The following is a 17,755-nucleotide window of genomic DNA, read 5'->3' on the forward strand; positions in this document are numbered from 1 at the left end:
TAGAACGATTTCTAGAACATGTTCGGAAACTGTGCCCAGAATCAGAGAGGCTGACGATGACGAAGTGGGACGAGACGTGCGACGTACTCGCTGTGGGATCAGGCGGCGGACTCACCGGCGCGTACACGGCAGCCCGCGAAGGCCTCGACGTCATTGCGATCGAAGCAACCGACAAGTACGGCGGAACAACGGCGTACTCGGGCGGCGGCGGAATGTGGTTCCCGTGCAACGCCGTTCTTCGTCGGGGCGGGGACGACGACACCATCGAGGATGCGCTGGAGTACTACCGATCAGTGGTGGGTGATCGTACGCCCGCCGACGTTCAGGAAGCCTACGTTCGAGGTGGCGCCGGGTTGATCGACTACCTCGAAGAGGACTCGAACTTCGAGTTTCAGATACTGCCGTGGCCCGACTACTTCGGTGAAGAGCCCAAGGCTCGAGCGAGTGGACGGCACATTGTTCCCAAGCCGATGAACGCGAACAAGCTGGGTGCGCTTCGTGATTCGCTTCGTCCGCCGCTGGCGACGGAACGGCTGGGGGAGGAGTTGCCGAAGTACCTCGTCGGCGGCCAGTCGTTGATCGGTCGATTCCTGTTGGCTCTTGCGGAACTCCCGAACGCCACCATGCACCTGAAGACCACTCTCGAGGAACTGGTTGTCGAGGACGGAGTGGTGGTCGGAGCCGTCGTCGACCGAGATGGTCGGCGTCGAACCATTCAGGCACGCAGAGGAGTGATCCTCGCCGCCGGTGGATTCGAGCAGAACGAGACCTTGCGGGCCGAATTCGGTGTCCCCGGATCCGCTCTCGACACGATGGGTTGCCCCGGCAACCTCGGGAAGGCGCACCAGGCGGCGGTCGCCGCGGGTGCCGACACCGACCTGATGGGCGAGGCCTGGTGGTCGCCGGGACTCACCCATCCAGATGGGCGCTCCGCGTTTGCGCTGTGGTTCACCGGCGGAATCTTCGTGGACGACGACGGTCGTCGATTCGTCAACGAATCAGCGCCGTACGACCGCTTGGGTCGCGCCGTCATCGAACACATGCGGGCAGGGAAAGTAACCACGCCGTACTGGATGATCTACGACAACAGAGAAGGCGCAGTGCCGCCGGTGAAGGCACCCAACGTACCCATGGCCCAGACGGAGCAGTATGTGGCTGCGGGGTTGTGGAAGAGTGCACAGACACTCGAAGACCTCGCTGCCCAGATCGATGTTCCCGCAGCGGAACTGGTGGAGACCGTGAAGCGATTCAACGCGTTTGCGGCGACTGGCGTCGACACGGACTTCGGTCGAGGAGACACTGCGTACGACCGCGCCTTCTCCGAGGGGGCTTCGCCGCTCGTACCGATCGCTCAAGGGCCGTTTCACGCTGCCGCTTTCGGCATCTCCGACCTCGGGACCAAAGGTGGTCTACGGACCGACGCGACCGGGAGGGTGCTCAAAGCCGACGGTACGGCGATTGCCGGGTTGTACGCGGCGGGGAACACGATGGCAGCGGCCAGCGGGACTACGTACCCCGGCGGTGGAAACCCGATCGGAGCGAGCATGCTGTTCAGTCACTTGGCTGCACTCGACCTCGCGAAGCTGCCGTCTTGATCATCAGTCGCTCGTCTCGGGGATGTGGTCAGGCCTTGCCGAGTCCGGCGGCGATTCCCTTGTCCAGTTGGGTGAGCATTGCTGTACCCAACGACGAAAGCTGGGCGACCTGGCGATCGTCGAGGCCCTCGAAGAGGAGACCTTGAACTGAGGCGACGTGCGGCGGCGCGGCCGCGACCACCTTTGCCATTCCCTCGTCGGTGAGCACTGCGTTGGAGCCGCGGCTGCCACGAATGACTTCCCGTTTCACCCAGCCGGCCTTCTCCATCTTCGTGATCACGTGCGAGAGGCGGGACAGGGACGCGTTCGCGCGCTGGGCCAGTACCGACAACTGGAGCTTGTGGTCGGGGGCGTCCGAGAGTGCCGCGAGTACGAAGTATTCGAAGTGTGTGAGTGCCGAATCGCGTTGTAGTTGAGTGTCGAGTGCGGCAGGCAACCGTGTCACGAGAGCGATCAGTGTCAGCCATGCTTCTTGCTGCTCGGCTGTGAGCCACTTCGTCTGAGACTGCGCGTCGGGCTGCGCGGTCGGTTCACTCATCGGTGACTTCTCCTTCGGGTCGAGCATTCTTCGTGCACGGAGCGTGCTTGTGTACAGCGTCTCAGACGCATGTCCAGAAGAATCCTGCGGGGAATAGTTGCGGGACGCAAGTGTTGAGTTCTATATTAGGTTGAACCTTCAACTTACGACGAATGTCTATCCCGAGGAGTCCGTATGTCCACCACAACCATGCCTGCGCTGTATCTCAGCCACGGTGCTCCGCCGCTGGTGGACAGCGCGTTGTGGGTTGACCAGTTGGGGGCGTGGGCCGGCGATCTTCCGCGGCCGACGGCAATCCTCGTCGTATCGGCGCACTGGGAATCAGCACCGCTGACGATCGGATCGACGACCACGGGCACCCCGCTCATCTACGACTTCGGTGGTTTTCCCGAGAGGTTCTACCGCGCGAAGTACAACTCTCCCGGCACTCCGGAACTCGCCGCCCAGGTTGCCGCGTTGATGCCGGACAACGAACGCGTGGTTCAGCAGCCGAATCGAGGCCTGGATCACGGTGCCTACGTGCCGCTCACGGTGATGTACCCGGACGCAGACATCCCGGTACTGCAAATTTCGCTGCCCACCCTCGATCCCGAGCGTTTGCTCCATCTCGGACAGCGCCTACGGCCACTCCGTGAGCAAGGTGTACTGATCGTGGGATCCGGATTCACCACGCACGGGCTACCGTTCCTGCGCGATCCGTCACCGGAGGCGCAGGCCCCGGGATGGTCGGCGGAATTCGACGCGTGGGCAGGGGAGAGGTTCGCTGCCGGTGACGTCGATTCCTTGATCGACTTCCGCGCTCAAGCTCCCGGGATGCCGTACGCGCATCCGACCATCGAGCACTTCGCCCCGTTGTTCGTCACGCTCGGTGCGTCGTCCGATCCGGAACAGGTGCCCACCCAGGTGATCGACGGATTCTGGATGGGGCTTGCGAAGCGCTCGATTCAGGTCGCCTAGAGATTTCAAATCGCGCAGAGAAGTCAGGTTGCGCAGAGAATCAGGTCGCCCAGGTGAGTCAGCTTCGATTGCGAAGGAACTCGAGCGCCTGGTCGCCGTGGGTGTTGGCGCGTAGTTCACTCGAGATGACTTTGAGGACGGTGCGGTCGGTGTCGATCACGAAGGTCGAGCGTTTGACCGGAGCCAACTTGCCCAGGAGTCCGCGCTTGACGCCGAACTGTTCGGCTACCTTGCCGTCGGTGTCGGCGAGTAGGGGGTAGTCGAAGGATTGTGCGGTGGCAAAGGTGGACTGAGCTTCGACCGTATCGGTGCTGATGCCCGCTCGCGAAGCGCCCACCGCGGCGAATTCGCTGCCGAGGTCACGGAAGTGGCACGCCTCGGCGGTGCACACCGGTGTCGAGGCTGCCGGGTAGAAGAAGAGGACCAAGGGTCCGTTCTCGAGCAGGCTCGTCAGCGAGCGCGGAGTCCCGTCCTGGTCGGGCAGTGAGAAATCGGGAGCGAGTTGGCCTGGTTTCATTCGGCCGAGGTTACCCGCGCACGACGGCCACATGGGGGAGCCTGGGATGATGGAGCCATGCACGGCGAGCCCACCTCCATGTCCGCACGGTCGTCCGACACCGCGATCGTCGGTGACGCGTCCGATTCCACCACGACCCGGGAGCAGTTCCGAGCTCTCGCAGCTGAGCACCGGGTCGTTCCGGTCACTCGGAAAGTGTTGGCGGACTCCGAAACTCCGCTCTCGGCGTACGAGAAGTTGGCCGGCAATCGTCCCGGCACCTTCTTGCTCGAGTCGGCCGAGAACGGTCGTTCGTGGTCGCGGTGGTCGTTCATCGGCGTCGGGAGTCCGGCTGCACTGACCGTCGTGGACGGAGAGGCGGCCTGGTACGGCAACGTTCCGGCCGGCGCTCCGGCCGGCGGCGACCCGATCGACGCGCTCGGTGCCACCCTCGAGCTGCTTCGTTCGGAGCGGCTGCCCGACCTGCCCCCGCTGACCGGCGGAATGGTCGGATTCCTCGGCTACGACGCGGTGCGGCGCCTCGAGAGATTGGGTGACTCCGCGGTCGACGACCTGCAGATCCCCGAAATGGTCATGCTGCTTGCCGCCGACATCGCCGCAGTCGATCACCACGAAGGGGCGATCACCCTCATCGCCAATGCCGTCAACTGGGATGGCACGGACGAGCGCGTCGACACGGCGTACGACGACGCAGTCGCCAGGTTGGACGCGATGACTCGTGCTCTCGCGGCGCCGGCGAAATCGACGGTGTCGACATTTTCGAAAGCGACTCCGAACTACCGTCGTCAGCGCACCACCGAGAGCTTCGGTGTCGATGTCGACAAGTTGATCGGCGACATCGAAGCGGGCGAGGCATTCCAGGTAGTTCTCTCGCAGCGATTCGAGATCGATTGCACTGCAGCACCGATCGACGTGTACCGGATGCTGCGAGCGTCGAACCCCAGCCCGTACATGTATCTGCTCAACGTGCCGAACGGTGATGGAGAGACGGCGTTTTCGATCGTCGGTTCGAGCCCTGAGGCACTGGTAACCGTCGCCGAGGGCGTCGCGACAACACACCCGATCGCTGGAACCAGATGGCGCGGTGCCACAGAGGAGGACGACATCCTGCTCGAGAAAGATCTCCTCGCCGACGAGAAGGAAAACTCCGAGCACCTCATGCTCGTCGATCTGGGGCGAAACGATCTGGGTCGTGTCTGTCGCCCGGGCACGGTGAAGGTGCACGACTACCGGCACATCGAGCGGTACAGCCACGTGATGCATCTCGTATCGACCGTCACCGGTCATCTGGCCGAGGGAAAGCACGCTCTCGACGCCGTCACCGCATGCTTCCCCGCTGGAACCCTCTCGGGGGCACCCAAGGTCCGAGCGATGCAGCTGATCGAAGAACTGGAACCGACCAGGCGCGGTATCTACGGCGGCATCGTCGGCTACCTCGACTTCGCCGGCGACGCCGACACCGCGATCGCGATCCGAACGGCATTGATCAAGGACGGGATCGGATACGTCCAGGCGGGCGCCGGCGTCGTCGCCGACTCGGATCCGGTCTACGAGGACACCGAGGCCCGCAACAAGGCGATGGCAGTGCTGAGCGCGATTGCGTCGGCGCACACCCTGCGCACCATCGGAGGTGACGATCAGTGAGTGAGAACGAGTCGAGTGCAGCGGAGCCTACAAGCGTTTCTCGTGGCACCGCCGTGCCGAGAACGCTTCTGCTGGCGTTGTCGGCAGCAGCTCTGTGGGGCAGCTCACGAATGACGTGGGTTCATCTGACCTCGAGCGACGGCAAGACGCTGGAGAGGACGACGGATCTCGACGGCAGCACCTGGGCGGCGGCGATGACTCCGCTCGCGCTCGCGCTTCTGGCGGCGATCGCGGCGTCGTTTGCGGTGCGAGGTTGGGCACTTCGGGTAGTCGGACTGTTGGTTGCCCTCGTCGCCATCGCGGTAGCGGTTCCGGCAGTGCAGTTGTTGGTGTCCGGAGCCTCTGCGGACCGAGCGGTGGACTTGGCCGAGTTGTCCGGTCACCCGGAAGATCTCTCGACGACTGTTTCGGTATTGCCTGCCTTGCTTGCGTTGGTCGGAGCGGTGGCGGCGCTCGGCGCGGCGGTACTTCTGATGCGCAAACCTCCAGTGCGAGGCGGGTTGTCGTCGAAATACGACAACCCTGCCGCGCGCCGCGAGGCCGCAGCCAAGCTCGGTCAGGGAGACAAACCCGCATCGGACGAGCCTGTGACACAACGGATGTTGTGGGATGCGCTCGACGCCGGAGAGGACCCGACAGAGACTGACGGGGACGACGGAGTTGGGGGAGACAACGGCGCGAAACCGGGGTCGTCCCACTGAGTAAGACTGAACCCTCACCTGCGTGGGTACCCCGACGGAGTAGCAAAATTTCGTCCCACTAGGCTGAGACCACCCTGATGACGTATCTCACATCGGGCTCTTGCCCAGAAAGGATTCGGGCCACGATGACCGTACTCGACTCGATTCTCGACGGGGTGCGCGCTGATGTCGCCGCCCGCGAAGCCGTACTCGACTTCGCTGCAGTCAAGGCTGCTGCGGCCGCTGCACCGCCTGCACTCGATGCTGCAGCAGCACTTCTGGAATCGAGCATCGGCGTCATCGCCGAGGTCAAGCGAGCGAGCCCGTCAAAGGGTGCGTTGGCCGACATTGCCGATCCCGCTGAGCTTGCCGCGGCGTACCAAGCCGGTGGCGCACGCATCATCAGTGTTCTCACCGAAGAGCGCCGTTTTCACGGCTCGTTGGCCGACCTGGACGCAGTCCGTAAAGCGGTCACCATTCCGGTGCTCCGCAAGGACTTCATCGTGGGGCCGTACCAGATTCACGAGGCTCGCGCTCACGGCGCCGACGTCATCTTGCTGATCGTCGCGGCACTCGAGCAGCAGGCGCTCGCCTCGTTGATCGATCGCACCGAATCTCTGGGAATGACTGCCCTCGTCGAGGTGCACACCGAGGAAGAAGCCAACCGCGCGCTCGAAGCCGGCGCCAAGGTGATCGGTGTGAACGCCCGCAATCTCAAGACTCTCGAGGTGGACAAGAACACCTTCGGTCGCATCGCTCCCGGTCTTCCGACCGAGACGATCAAGATTGCCGAGTCCGGTGTTCGCGGAACTGCCGATCTGTTGGCGTACGCCGGGGCGGGCGCCGACGCAGTGCTCGTCGGTGAAGGCCTCGTGACCAGCGGCGACCCTCGCAAGGCCGTCGCAGATCTGGTCAATGCAGGTGCGCACCCGTCCTGCCCCAAACCGTCTCGATAAATCGCTTCACCCGCCCGGCGTGCTTTGATGCACCCGGGCGGTGACCAGCGACACCGTTGGGGCAGACTGGTGGGGTGACTTCACGTACTCAGGAACCAGGCTCCGGTGCAATATTCAAGGGCGGCAATCTGCCGCCGGCCAGCGCGGGACTCACCGAGCGCTCCCACGATCCCGACGCCGGAGGCCATTTCGGCGTCTACGGCGGACGGCATGTGCCGGAAGCCCTCATGGCGGTTATCGACGAAGTCACTGCGGAGTACGAAAAGGCTCGCGCGGACGACACGTTCTTGAACGAACTCGACCGCTTGCAGCGCGATTACACCGGGCGCCCGTCGCCGATTTTCGAGGCAACGCGAATGAGCGAGTTCGCCGGCGGTGCGCGCATCCTTCTCAAGCGTGAAGATCTGAACCACACCGGTTCTCACAAGATCAACAACGTTCTCGGTCAGGTTCTGCTGGCAAAGCGTATGGGCAAGACCCGCATCATCGCCGAGACCGGAGCGGGCCAGCACGGTGTGGCATCGGCCACCGCCTGTGCACTGCTCGGTCTCGAGTGCGTCATCTACATGGGTGCTGTCGACACCGAACGGCAAGCACTCAACGTCGCGCGCATGCGACTTCTCGGCGCGGAGGTCGTCTCGGTCGAGACCGGTTCGCGCACGCTCAAGGACGCGATCAACGAAGCCTTGCGCGACTGGGTTGCCCACGCGGACAACACCTATTACTGCTTCGGTACCGCGGCAGGCCCGCACCCGTTCCCCACCATCGTTCGGGACTTCCAGCGAGTGGTCGGCCTCGAAACACGCGTCCAGGTTCAGGCACTGACCGGCCGCCTGCCCGATGCAGTCACAGCCTGCGTCGGAGGCGGCTCCAACGCAATCGGAATCTTCCACCCGTTCATCGACGATCTGTCGGTACGGCTGGTTGGCTACGAAGCAGCCGGCGACGGTGTCGAAACCGGAAGGCATGCAGCAACGTTCGCCGGCGGTACCCCTGGTGCATTCCAGGGTGCCTACTCGTACCTGCTCCAGGACGAAGACGGTCAGACCATCGAATCGCACTCGATCTCTGCTGGTCTGGACTACCCGGGCGTCGGACCCGAGCACGCTTACCTGAGCGATATCGGGCGCGCGACCTACGAACCCGTCACCGACAGTGAAGCCATGGATGCGCTGCTGCTGCTCTCACGCCGCGAGGGCATCATCCCGGCCATCGAATCGGCCCACGCCGTCGCCGGCGCACTCCGACTGGGCAAAGAACTCGGTGAGGGCGCGATCATCGTCGTCAATCTCTCCGGTCGCGGTGACAAGGACATGGACACCGCCGCAAGCTGGTTCGGTCTTTTCGACGGCGCCTCAGGTCAGGCAGCCGCTCCGGATGATGCAGCAGACGAGAACGACAACACGGAAGGCTCGGACAAGTGAGCGAACGACCATCACGCCTCGCACCCACCTTTGCCGCGTGCAAGGTTGACAAGCGTGCCGCCCTCGTCGGTTACCTGCCTGCCGGTTATCCGACCGTTCCCGAATCGATCGACGTGTTCAAGGCGATGGTCGACGGCGGCTGCGACATCATCGAAGTCGGTGTCGCGTATTCCGATCCGGTCATGGACGGTCCGACCATCCAGCGTGCAGCCGAAACCGCACTCACCAACGGCGTTCGCCTTCGCGACATCTTCACCGTGATCGAGCAGATCAGTTCGGTCGGCGGCAAGGCCGTCGTGATGACCTACTGGAACCCGGTACTGCAGTACGGCGTCGACAAGTTCGCACGAGACCTCGCTTCCGCCGGCGGGCTCGGACTGATCACCCCCAACCTCATTCCGGAAGAAGCCGGCGCCTGGATGGAAGCATCCGAGGAGCACCACCTCGACCGGATCTTCCTTGTCGCTCCGTCCTCGACGGAAGAACGACTCGCGATGACACTCGATGCGAGTAGTGGATTCATCTACGCGGCCTCGACGATGGGTGTCACCGGCGCTCGCGACGCCGTGTCTTCGATGGCTCCGGAACTGACCGCACGAATCCGCGCGCATTCCGACATTCCCGTCGGCGTCGGATTGGGAGTTCGCTCCGGCGCACAGGCTGCCGAAATCGCGGCATACGCCGATGCCGTCATCGTCGGCTCGGCTCTGGTCTCCGCGGTCGAGAACGGCCTGGGAGCGGTTCGCTCGCTCACCGAAGAACTCGCCGAGGGCGTCCGCTCGGCTACCGTGGCGTCGTGACCTCAACTGTGGACCTGCTGGCCTATATCCCCAGCCCGCCCCAAGGCGTCTGGTACGTCGGACCGGTGGCGCTTCGCGCCTACGCGCTCTTCATCATCCTCGGCATCATCGTCGCGATCGTGTGGGGAGATCGTCGTTGGGTCGCCCGCGGCGGCGAGAAGGGGACCGTTCTCGACATCGCGATCTGGGCCGTTCCCTTCGGTCTGATCGGTGGCAGGCTCTACCACGTTTTGACCGACTGGCCCGCCTATTTCGGCGAGAACGGTCAGCCACTCGACGCACTCAAGGTGTGGCAGGGAGGCCTCGGAATCTGGGGAGCAGTGTTCCTCGGCGGCATCGGTGCGTGGATCGGCTGCCGTCGACGCGGCATTCCGGTGTCCGCGCTCGGTGATGCGATTGCGCCCGGAATCTTGCTCGCGCAGGCCATCGGTCGTATCGGCAACTACTTCAACCAGGAGTTGTACGGTCGCGAGACCACCGTCCCGTGGGGCCTCGAGATCTTCGAGCGTGTGAACTCTTCCGGCCAGCTCGATCAACTGGCAGGTGTCTCCAACGGAGAAGTCATTCGGGTCGTTCACCCGACGTTCCTCTACGAAGCTGTGTGGAACGTCCTGATCGTGATCCTGCTGGTCCTCGTCGACCGCCGATTCAAGATCGGCCACGGACGCCTATTTGCTCTGTACGTCGCGGGCTATTGCCTGGGCCGGTTCGTCGTCGAACTGATGCGCGACGATTTCGCCTACGAGATCGCCGGCATTCGCGTCAACACATTCACTTCGGGGATCGTGTTCTTCGCCGCACTGGCCTACTTCTTCCTGGCGAAGAAGGGTCGTGAGGATCCGGCTGATTTGAAGTCGAAGGACTACGTCGCTGCGGTAGCTGCCGGCGAAGCAGGAGTCGCGGCGCCAGTTACCGAAACTGATTCGGCGAAGGCCGACGCGAAAGGCGCCGACGCTGAAGATTCTGAATCCGATGCTGCTGAATCCGCTTCCAGTGAGGCAAGCGACTCCACGGCAGCGTCGGATGAGTCGTCGGACGCGGTGAAGCTGTCGAAGAAAGACAAGCCGTGACAGGTCCCTATTCGCAGGGGGGATTCCCCGAGGATCAGGGACCGGTCTACGGCGCGCCCAATCCGTACGGATATCAGCAGCCATTGCCGTCTCCATCGATGTACGGGTTCGGAGATCCCTACGCCCCGTACGGTCGGCACCCGGTAACCGGGGAACCGTATTCCGACAAGTCGAAGGCCACCGCTGGACTGTTGCAGATCTTGCTGGGCTTCTTCGGAATCTGTGGAGTCGGGCGCCTCTATATCGGAAGTGTCGGCATCGGATTGTGCCAACTGCTCGGCATGTTCTTCGCGCTGTTCATGTCGGCGGTCCTCATCGGAATTCCATTTGCGATCGGAATCTGGATCTGGGCGTTCGTCGACGGCATCGTGATACTTTCGGGCAATGCGCGGGACGGTGCTCGCCGGCCATTGCGAGGATGAGTCGCGAGCGCGAACCGAGGAAACATGTGTGGGGGACTGGCCTCGAGAAGGTCGAACCTTCTCGAAGTCCGATAACAAAAGCTATTACGTACCGTCGTCGAATCGAAGGAAAGTACGTTGCCTAACTTGAACAAGAATCCGGAACCTTCCGAGTCGGGGGACTCGTCTGGATCACAGCCGCCGGTTCCACCGCAGTTCGGGTCGCCGTTCGACTACGACGCGACGGCGGATGCGTCGTTGACGGAAACCTCGGCACCCACCGAAAAGACGCCGTCGACGGAGACCACCGGCACCGGTCCAGGCTGGGACACGTATTCGGGAGTCGGAAACGGTCCGGGATGGGGAAACCACCCCATCTACCCGCCGCCGACCGGAACCGAATCGACCACAGCGTTTCCCGCTGCCGATTCTGATTCCACCCCGAATCAGCCCACAGCGCCGTACACGTCGCAGGAAAGTTACGCCGCCCAGAATTATCCGGCGACCGACTATCCGGCGCCGGACTACTCGAGGCCGACCCAAACCCCGACGGACGGTCCCGTCTACGGTGCACCGGCAGATCAGACTCCGAATCCCTACGCGGCTCCGCCGCAGGGCTACCCCCAGCCGGGATACTCACAGCCGGGTTACGGTCAGCCTCAGGGGTACCCACAAGCTCAGGGTTATCCTCAGCCTGGCTACGGCCTGGTCGACCCGTCCGCACCATACGGACGTGACCCGATGACCGGTGAACCGTACTCGGACAAGTCGAAGACGACTGCCGGATTGCTGGGCATTCTGCTCGGCGGATTCGGTGCAGGACGTTTTTATCTCAACCAGCCCGGCATGGCTGTCGCACAGATCGCGGTCACTTGGTTGACGTGTGGAATCGGTGGCATCTGGCCGCTCATCGACGGAATCATGATGTTGACCGGCAGTGTGCGCGATCAGTACAACCGCCCTTTGCGTAGCTGATCGAAACGACCCTCGGCAAGTGTGACCCCCTGATGCCTCCGTATCAGGGGGTCACCGTTTTGCTCTCGCGACCTGCGGTTATGGGCTGATAAACTAGCGCACGTCGGCTGCATGTCCGCGTGGAGGTCGCCGAGTGCTGTTTTCTCGAATACCTGAACCTCGGGGCCTGTACGACCCCGATCAGGAAACCGATTCGTGTGGTGTAGCCGTGGTAGCAGACACCTCTGGACGCCACCTGCATTCCATTGTCGACGATGCGCTCGCGGTCCTGGGCAATCTCTCCCATCGCGGCGCAGTTGGGCGCGAATCCAACAGCGGAGACGGCGCGGGCATTCTGATTCAGCTGCCGACGGAGTTCTTCGACGCGGTGACCGAGTTCGAGCTTCCACCACCCAACGCTATGGGTGAGAACACCTACGCGGCCGGAAACTGCTTTCTCCCGGTGGATCAGGAAGCACGTTGGCGCGCGGTAGTTCGGATACACCGGTACGCAGCGGCAGAAGGACTGCGGATTATCGGGTGGCGAGAGGTGCCGGTCGACCGCGACTGCGTCGGAACCGTTGCCGCGCAGTGCGCTCCGTACATCAGTCAGTGTTTTGTGACGTGCGCCGAGTCACGGGATCGTAGTGTGGGCGGAATTGCCTTGGACCGACGAGTCTTTGCCCTCAGGAGACAAGCCGAGCGGATTCACTCGGCCGACACTGCAGTGTATTTTCCCTCGTTGTCCGCCCGAACCATCGTGTACAAGGGCATGCTGACGCCGACGCAGTTATCCGGTTACTTCACCGACCTACGCGACGACCGAATGCGAACTGCGTTGGCAGTCGTGCACAGTCGATACTCCACGAACACATTTCCGTCGTGGCCACTCGCTCAGCCGTATCGCTGCATCGCCCACAACGGCGAGATCAATACGATTGTGGGAAACAGGAATTGGATGCGCGCTCGCGAGCCGATGCTGCGGAGCACACTTTTAGGTGGGGACATCGATCGCCTGTTTCCGATCTGCACCCCGGGAGGATCCGACTCTTCGTCGTTCGACGAAGTACTGGAGTTTTTGACGCTCGGGGGCCGCAGTGTGCAACACGCCATCGCGATGATGATTCCCGGAGCCTGGGAGAACGATTCTTCGATGCCCGACGAGATAAAGGCCTTCTACCAATTTCACGGTTGTCTGATGGAACCGTGGGACGGTCCGGCGTCCGTGACGTTCAGCGACGGCATTGTTGTCGGGGCCGTGTTGGATCGCAACGGTCTTCGCCCAGGGCGATGGTGGCGGATGAAGAACGACCGTATCGTGTTGGCCAGTGAGAGCGGTGTGTTCGACGCTCCCACGTCCGAGGTGTTGGAGAAGGGGCGCCTCGAACCGGGACGCATGTTTCTCGTGGACACCGCTCGCCATCGGATCGTTTCCGATGCGGAGATCAAGTCCGAACTCGCGAGCACAGCCCCCTACCGGGACTGGGTCGACGGGGGATTGGTCGACCTCGAGGACATCCCCGAGACTGCGCCTGCCCGAGGCGATCCGGCTCCGCTGTTGCAACGGCAGTTGCTCTTCGGATACCACGCCGAGGACCTGCGGGACATTCTTGTCCCGATGGCAAGCTCAGGATCGGAGCCGTTGGGATCGATGGGTGTCGACACGCCTCTCGCCGTTCTTTCGGATCGGCCGAAGCTGTTGTACGACTACTTTATTCAGCTCTTTGCTCAGGTGACCAACCCGCCTTTGGACGCGATTCGCGAGGAAGTCGTCACTACGCTTGGTGTCACCCTCGGCGCTGAGCAGAACTTGTTCGAAGCGTCGGCGCTGTCGTGCCGAAGGATTGTTCTCGACAAACCGGTGATCGGACCGGGGAAGATGGCGAAGGTCGCCGAACTATACGGCGCAAGAACTCCGAGAAGCGCTGTCCTTCGCGCAGGTTTCGATCCGAGGGGCAGTCTCACCGAAGGCGTCGAGAGGCTTCGTGAGTCCGCCCGAACAGCCGCCGCAGCCGGAATCGAGATTCTGGTGATCTCCGACCGTGGATCAGGCCCTGAGCAGGCTCCCATTCCGTCATTGCTCGCAGTATCAGCCGTGCACCACGATCTGGTTCGTCATGGCCTGCGGACCAAGGTTTCCCTCGTCGTCGACTCGGGTGACGCGCGCGAAGTTCATCACATCGCGCTGCTGATCGGCTACGGTGCGGCGGCTGTCCACCCGTATCTTGCTCTCGAATCTGTCCAAGCCCTCAGCGAGCAGGACGAACTTCCCGGGATAGATCCGAAGACTGCGTCGGACAACTACCTGAGAGCAACAAATTTCGGCGTGCTCAAAGTGATGTCGAAGATGGGAATCGCTACGGTTCACTCCTACACGGGCGCACAGGTATTCGAGGCCGTGGGCTTGGGTCGAGAGTTGGTCGACGAATACTTCTGCAACACACGGAGCCGGATCGGCGGGATCGGTATCACCGAAGTCGCGCGCGAAGTTCTGATGCGCCACACGGCTGCGTTCTCGTCGTCCGCAGTGCAGCATCGTCAGTTCGACAATCGTCAGTTGACCGACAGCGGACAGTACCGGTATCGCCGCGATGGTGAATTGCATGTGTTCACACCCGAATCCGTGTTCTTCCTTCAGCATGCGACCCGGACCGGGCGAAGTGAGATGTTTCGTCGCTACAGCGATGAAGTCGATCGACTGAGCGCGCAGGGCGGAACACCGCGGGGATTGTTTCGATTTCGGTGTGAGGTTCGTCCGCCGATTCCGCTCGATCAGGTCGAACCCGTCGAGTTGATTCTCGCTCGATTCAACACCGGTGCGATGAGCTACGGTTCCCTCTCTGCGGAGGCGCACGAGACGATGGCGGTTGCGATGAATGCTCTCGGCGGGCGTTCCAACACCGGTGAGGGCGGAGAGTCGCCGGAGCGGTTGCGTGACGACAAGCGTCGAAGCGCTGTCAAGCAGGTCGCGAGTGGTCGCTTCGGGGTGACCAGCGATTACCTGGTCAATGCCACCGACATTCAGATCAAGATGGCCCAAGGTGCCAAGCCGGGTGAAGGAGGGCAGCTTCCGGGGTCCAAGGTGTACCCGTGGATCGCGGAAACCCGGTACTCGACGCCTGGGGTCGGGCTCATTTCTCCGCCCCCGCACCACGACATCTATTCGATCGAGGATCTCGCCCAATTGATCTACGACCTCAGGTGCGCGAACAATCGCGCGCGGATACACGTGAAGTTGGTCAGCGCAGCCGGAGTCGGGACTGTTGCGGCAGGTGTGGCCAAAGCGCACGCCGACGTGGTGCTGATCTCCGGTCACGACGGCGGGACGGGTGCTGCGGCACTCTCGTCCATCCACCACGCGGGTACGCCGTGGGAGATCGGGCTGGCCGAAACTCAGCAGACCCTGGTGCTCAACGGGTTACGCGATCGGATCGTCGTCCAGTGTGACGGGGGTGTGCGCACGGCGCGGGACGTCGTCGTCGCCGCGTTGCTGGGGGCGCAGGAGTACGGGTTTTCCACGGCGCCACTCATCGCGGCCGGGTGCGTCATGATGCGGGTATGTCACCTCGACACCTGCCCTGTCGGAGTAGCGACGCAGAATCCCGAACTGCGCGAGCGATTCACCGGCCGGCCCGAGTACGTCGAGAACTTCTTTCGCTTCATCGCCGCCGACGTACGACGGTTGTTGGCAGAACTGGGGTTTCGAAGTATCGACGATGCGCTGGGGCACGCAGACGTATTGGAAATGTCTCCGGCGGTGGCGCATTGGAAGAGCCGCACGTTGGACCTCTCACCACTCTTCGACGTTCCGGCCGCGCCGACCGGCGCGGCCTACCCGCCGTGTGTACCTGTTTCGAGCGAACTCGAACGCACCCTGATCGAGTGCGCCGCGAACTCACTCGAGGACGCTCGACCCGTGCATATCGAACTGCCAGTACACAATACGGATCGGGCGGTGGGGACGAGGCTGGGCGCAGAGGTGACCAGACGCTACGGCGCCGTCGGGCTACCTCAAGGCACCATCGACGTCGTGCTCCGTGGAACGGCAGGCCAGTCACTCGGTGCGTTCCTGCCGCCCGGCATCTCGCTGGTCGTCGTCGGCGATGCAAACGATTACGTGGGGAAGGGGCTCTCCGGTGGACGAATCGCGCTTCGGCCGAGTGAGGACGCGCCCTTCGTGGCGGAGGATCAGGTGATTGCCGGCAATACGCTGCTGTACGGCGCTACGAGCGGTGCGCTCTATGCCAGGGGGCGTGTCGGGGAACGATTCGCGGTGCGCAACTCGGGCGCGGTCGCTGTGGTGGAAGGCGTCGGAGACCATGCGTGCGAGTACATGACCGGGGGTCGCGTCGTCATCATCGGCCCAACTGGTAGGAACCTTGCTGCGGGAATGTCGGGCGGAATTGCCTTCGTACTCGACGTGAAGGCAGAGAAGGTCAACGGCGACATGGTCGTTCTGGAGCGGCCTTCGGCGGAAGACTGCAGTCAGCTGGTCGAAATTCTCGGCGAGCATTTGGCTGCGACCGGCTCGCCGGTGGCGGCAAAACTTCTCGACGACTGGGTTGGCCAGAGTCCGAGATTCACCAAAGTTTTGCCTGTCGACTACCGGAAGGTCGTGGAAGAGAACGAACTGGTGGAGCCGGCTCATGCCTGACGCACGCGGGTTCCTCAACGTGAAACGATCCGGCTCACCGACCAGATCGACCGATGTGCGTGTCGGCGACTGGGCGTCGGTATACGAGTCGCTGGATCCCGTCGTGCGAAATCGAGACGTATCTGCACAGGCCTCGCGTTGCATGGACTGCGCTGTGCCGTACTGCCATTCGGCCGACGTGGGGTGTCCGCTCGGCAATCTCATTCCGGAATGGAACGACCTGGTTCGGCGTGGACGGTGGTCCGAAGCCTCGGAGAATTTGCATTCCACCAACAATTTCCCCGAGTTCACCGGACATCTGTGCCCCGCACCGTGCGAAACGGCGTGCGTTCTCGCACTCGACGACAAGCACACGTCGGGGGGTGTCACCATCAAGCGCATCGAACAGGCGATTGTCGACAACGCCTGGGAGTCGGGTTGGTTGGGGCCGCAGGCTGCGGTAGTTCACAGCGGAAACCGTGTTGCGGTTGTCGGTTCGGGACCGGCGGGACTGGCCGCGGCTCAACAACTGACACGAGCCGGACACAGTGTCACGGTGTTCGAGCGGAGCGATCGGATCGGGGGACTGCTTCGCTACGGAATTCCTGAATTCAAGTTGCCCAAGGCCCTCATCAACCGGCGGCTGGACCAACTGACCGCCGAGGGGACCCGATTCGTCACTGACTGCGCCGTCGGAGTGAACGTGAGCGCGCACGACCTCCTGACGGATTTCGAGGCGGTAATCCTGGCGGTCGGGGCTGATCGTGTCAGAGACACCGACGTACCGGGTCGTAGTCTTCGCGGAATCCATCCTGCGATGACGTACCTGCGGGCGGCCAACCGCGAATGCGAGGGTGATGGTGCGTCGAGCATCTCGGCGCGAGGTAAAAACGTCGTGATCATCGGTGGCGGCGACACGGCCGCCGACTGCCTCGGCACGGTGCATCGCCAGGGTGCGCTCTCGGTGACGGAATTGGACTACCACGTCCCACCTCCGGCACGCCGCGATCGAGATCGCGACCCATGGCCGTTGTGGCCGCGGGTCCTGCGCACCTCGCCGGCGGACGAGGAGGGCAGTGACAAACGATTCCGATGGGCGGCGCAGGAATTTCTCGACGACGGTGGGGGTGCGGTCCGCGCAATCCGGATGGTTCCGGTAGCCGTGTCACGAGCGAAGGACGGACAACGGACCCTGGTGGAGACCGGCGACACGACGGATCTGGTGTGCGAGATGGTCCTGCTCGCTCTGGGTTTCGACGGCGTCGAAACCGCTCCACTGCTCACCGACCTTGATGTCGGCACCGATCCACTCGGCAGAATCGAGTGTGATGTCGGGTGGCAGACCCGGACACCCGGCGTATTCGTCTGCGGCGACGCGCATCGCGGGGCGTCGCTGGTCGTGTGGGCGATTGCCGAGGGAAGGTCGGCCGCACGTGCCGTCGACATGTTTCTCACAGGCGAGTCGGCGCTTCCGGCTCCGGTTCATCCAAAGGCATTTCCGCTGTTCGTGAGCTGACCAACTGAATCGAGTAAGTACAGAAAGTGCAGGTCGCAAATGCCGGATAGAAGTGCGGTGGGGTAGCGAC

Annotated in this window: 14 protein-coding genes; 12 read left to right on the forward strand and 2 right to left on the reverse strand. The window is 62.9% G+C overall.

Annotation, left to right across the window (positions count from 1 at the left end):
* The first annotated feature begins 56 nt into the window (after positions 1-56).
* Positions 57-1,595 carry an FAD-binding protein gene (locus QM609_RS23080; RefSeq protein ID WP_050656509.1) on the forward strand — a complete coding sequence of 513 codons (1,539 nt, stop codon included), beginning with the start codon at positions 57-59 and terminating at the stop codon, positions 1,593-1,595.
* A 28-nt stretch (positions 1,596-1,623) separates the two neighbouring features.
* Here the strand turns inward: QM609_RS23080 and QM609_RS23085 are convergent, their stop codons facing one another.
* Entirely contained in the window at positions 1,624-2,133 is a 510-nt protein-coding gene (locus QM609_RS23085) for a MarR family winged helix-turn-helix transcriptional regulator (protein WP_030536759.1), read from the reverse strand.
* A gap of 174 nt (positions 2,134-2,307) precedes the next feature.
* Between QM609_RS23085 and QM609_RS23090 the strand changes: the two genes are divergently transcribed.
* Complete coding sequence (locus QM609_RS23090; RefSeq protein WP_050656510.1) at positions 2,308-3,090, forward strand: dioxygenase family protein; 783 nt, start codon at positions 2,308-2,310, stop codon at positions 3,088-3,090.
* 58 nt (positions 3,091-3,148) lie between these two features.
* Here the strand turns inward: QM609_RS23090 and QM609_RS23095 are convergent, their stop codons facing one another.
* On the reverse strand, positions 3,149-3,607 hold the full coding sequence (locus QM609_RS23095; protein ID WP_007728696.1) for a peroxiredoxin: 459 nt from the start codon (positions 3,605-3,607) through the stop codon (positions 3,149-3,151).
* Between the two features lie 57 nt (positions 3,608-3,664).
* Between QM609_RS23095 and QM609_RS23100 the strand changes: the two genes are divergently transcribed.
* From QM609_RS23100 to QM609_RS23145, 10 genes are all read left to right on the forward strand, one after another.
* Positions 3,665-5,251, forward strand: coding sequence for an anthranilate synthase component I (locus tag QM609_RS23100; RefSeq protein WP_058227001.1), 1,587 nt, complete (start codon positions 3,665-3,667; stop codon positions 5,249-5,251).
* Positions 5,248-5,952, forward strand: coding sequence for a TIGR02234 family membrane protein (locus tag QM609_RS23105; protein WP_050656512.1), 705 nt, complete (start codon positions 5,248-5,250; stop codon positions 5,950-5,952). Before QM609_RS23100 ends, QM609_RS23105 begins: the two co-directional genes overlap by 4 nt.
* Before the next feature lie 125 nt (positions 5,953-6,077).
* Positions 6,078-6,887: an indole-3-glycerol phosphate synthase TrpC gene (gene trpC, locus QM609_RS23110; protein ID WP_003944016.1), complete on the forward strand. Its 810-nt coding sequence runs from the start codon at positions 6,078-6,080 to the stop codon at positions 6,885-6,887.
* A gap of 74 nt (positions 6,888-6,961) precedes the next feature.
* Entirely contained in the window at positions 6,962-8,311 is a 1,350-nt protein-coding gene (trpB, locus tag QM609_RS23115; RefSeq protein WP_050656513.1) for a tryptophan synthase subunit beta, read from the forward strand.
* Positions 8,308-9,111 (forward strand): tryptophan synthase subunit alpha, encoded by an 804-nt coding sequence (trpA, locus tag QM609_RS23120; RefSeq protein ID WP_050656514.1) that lies wholly within the window; start codon positions 8,308-8,310, stop codon positions 9,109-9,111. The genes trpB and trpA overlap by 4 nt, the downstream gene beginning before the upstream one ends.
* Positions 9,108-10,181, forward strand: coding sequence for a prolipoprotein diacylglyceryl transferase (lgt, locus tag QM609_RS23125; RefSeq protein WP_003944040.1), 1,074 nt, complete (start codon positions 9,108-9,110; stop codon positions 10,179-10,181). Before trpA ends, lgt begins: the two co-directional genes overlap by 4 nt.
* Positions 10,178-10,603 carry a TM2 domain-containing protein gene (locus QM609_RS23130; RefSeq protein WP_050656515.1) on the forward strand — a complete coding sequence of 142 codons (426 nt, stop codon included), beginning with the start codon at positions 10,178-10,180 and terminating at the stop codon, positions 10,601-10,603. The genes lgt and QM609_RS23130 overlap by 4 nt, the downstream gene beginning before the upstream one ends.
* 126 nt (positions 10,604-10,729) lie before the next feature.
* The gene (locus tag QM609_RS23135; RefSeq protein ID WP_007728705.1) at positions 10,730-11,557 is read left to right on the forward strand and encodes a TM2 domain-containing protein; all 828 of its coding nucleotides are present in this window, start codon (positions 10,730-10,732) and stop codon (positions 11,555-11,557) included.
* Between the two features lie 133 nt (positions 11,558-11,690).
* Positions 11,691-16,190 (forward strand): glutamate synthase large subunit, encoded by a 4,500-nt coding sequence (gltB, locus tag QM609_RS23140; protein ID WP_050656516.1) that lies wholly within the window; start codon positions 11,691-11,693, stop codon positions 16,188-16,190.
* On the forward strand, positions 16,183-17,685 hold the full coding sequence (locus QM609_RS23145) for a glutamate synthase subunit beta (RefSeq protein ID WP_050656517.1): 1,503 nt from the start codon (positions 16,183-16,185) through the stop codon (positions 17,683-17,685). Before gltB ends, QM609_RS23145 begins: the two co-directional genes overlap by 8 nt.
* Positions 17,686-17,755 lie beyond the last annotated feature (70 nt).

This window comes from Rhodococcus sp. IEGM 1302, from assembly GCF_030056935.1.
GTDB lineage: Bacteria > Actinomycetota > Actinomycetes > Mycobacteriales > Mycobacteriaceae > Rhodococcus_F > Rhodococcus_F qingshengii.

Bases quoted from the DNA above. Each gene is read 5' to 3' on its own strand.
- QM609_RS23085 (WP_030536759.1), bottom strand. From the start codon at position 2,133: ATGAGTGAACCGACCGCGCAGCCCGACGCGCAGTCTCAGACGAAGTGG.
- QM609_RS23100 (WP_058227001.1), top strand. From the start codon at position 3,665: ATGCACGGCGAGCCCACCTCCATGTCCGCACGGTCGTCCGACACCGCG.
- trpC (WP_003944016.1), top strand. From the start codon at position 6,078: ATGACCGTACTCGACTCGATTCTCGACGGGGTGCGCGCTGATGTCGCC.
- QM609_RS23145 (WP_050656517.1), top strand. From the start codon at position 16,183: ATGCCTGACGCACGCGGGTTCCTCAACGTGAAACGATCCGGCTCACCG.
- QM609_RS23080 (WP_050656509.1), top strand. From the start codon at position 57: ATGACGAAGTGGGACGAGACGTGCGACGTACTCGCTGTGGGATCAGGC.
- QM609_RS23090 (WP_050656510.1), top strand. From the start codon at position 2,308: ATGTCCACCACAACCATGCCTGCGCTGTATCTCAGCCACGGTGCTCCG.
- QM609_RS23095 (WP_007728696.1), bottom strand. From the start codon at position 3,607: ATGAAACCAGGCCAACTCGCTCCCGATTTCTCACTGCCCGACCAGGAC.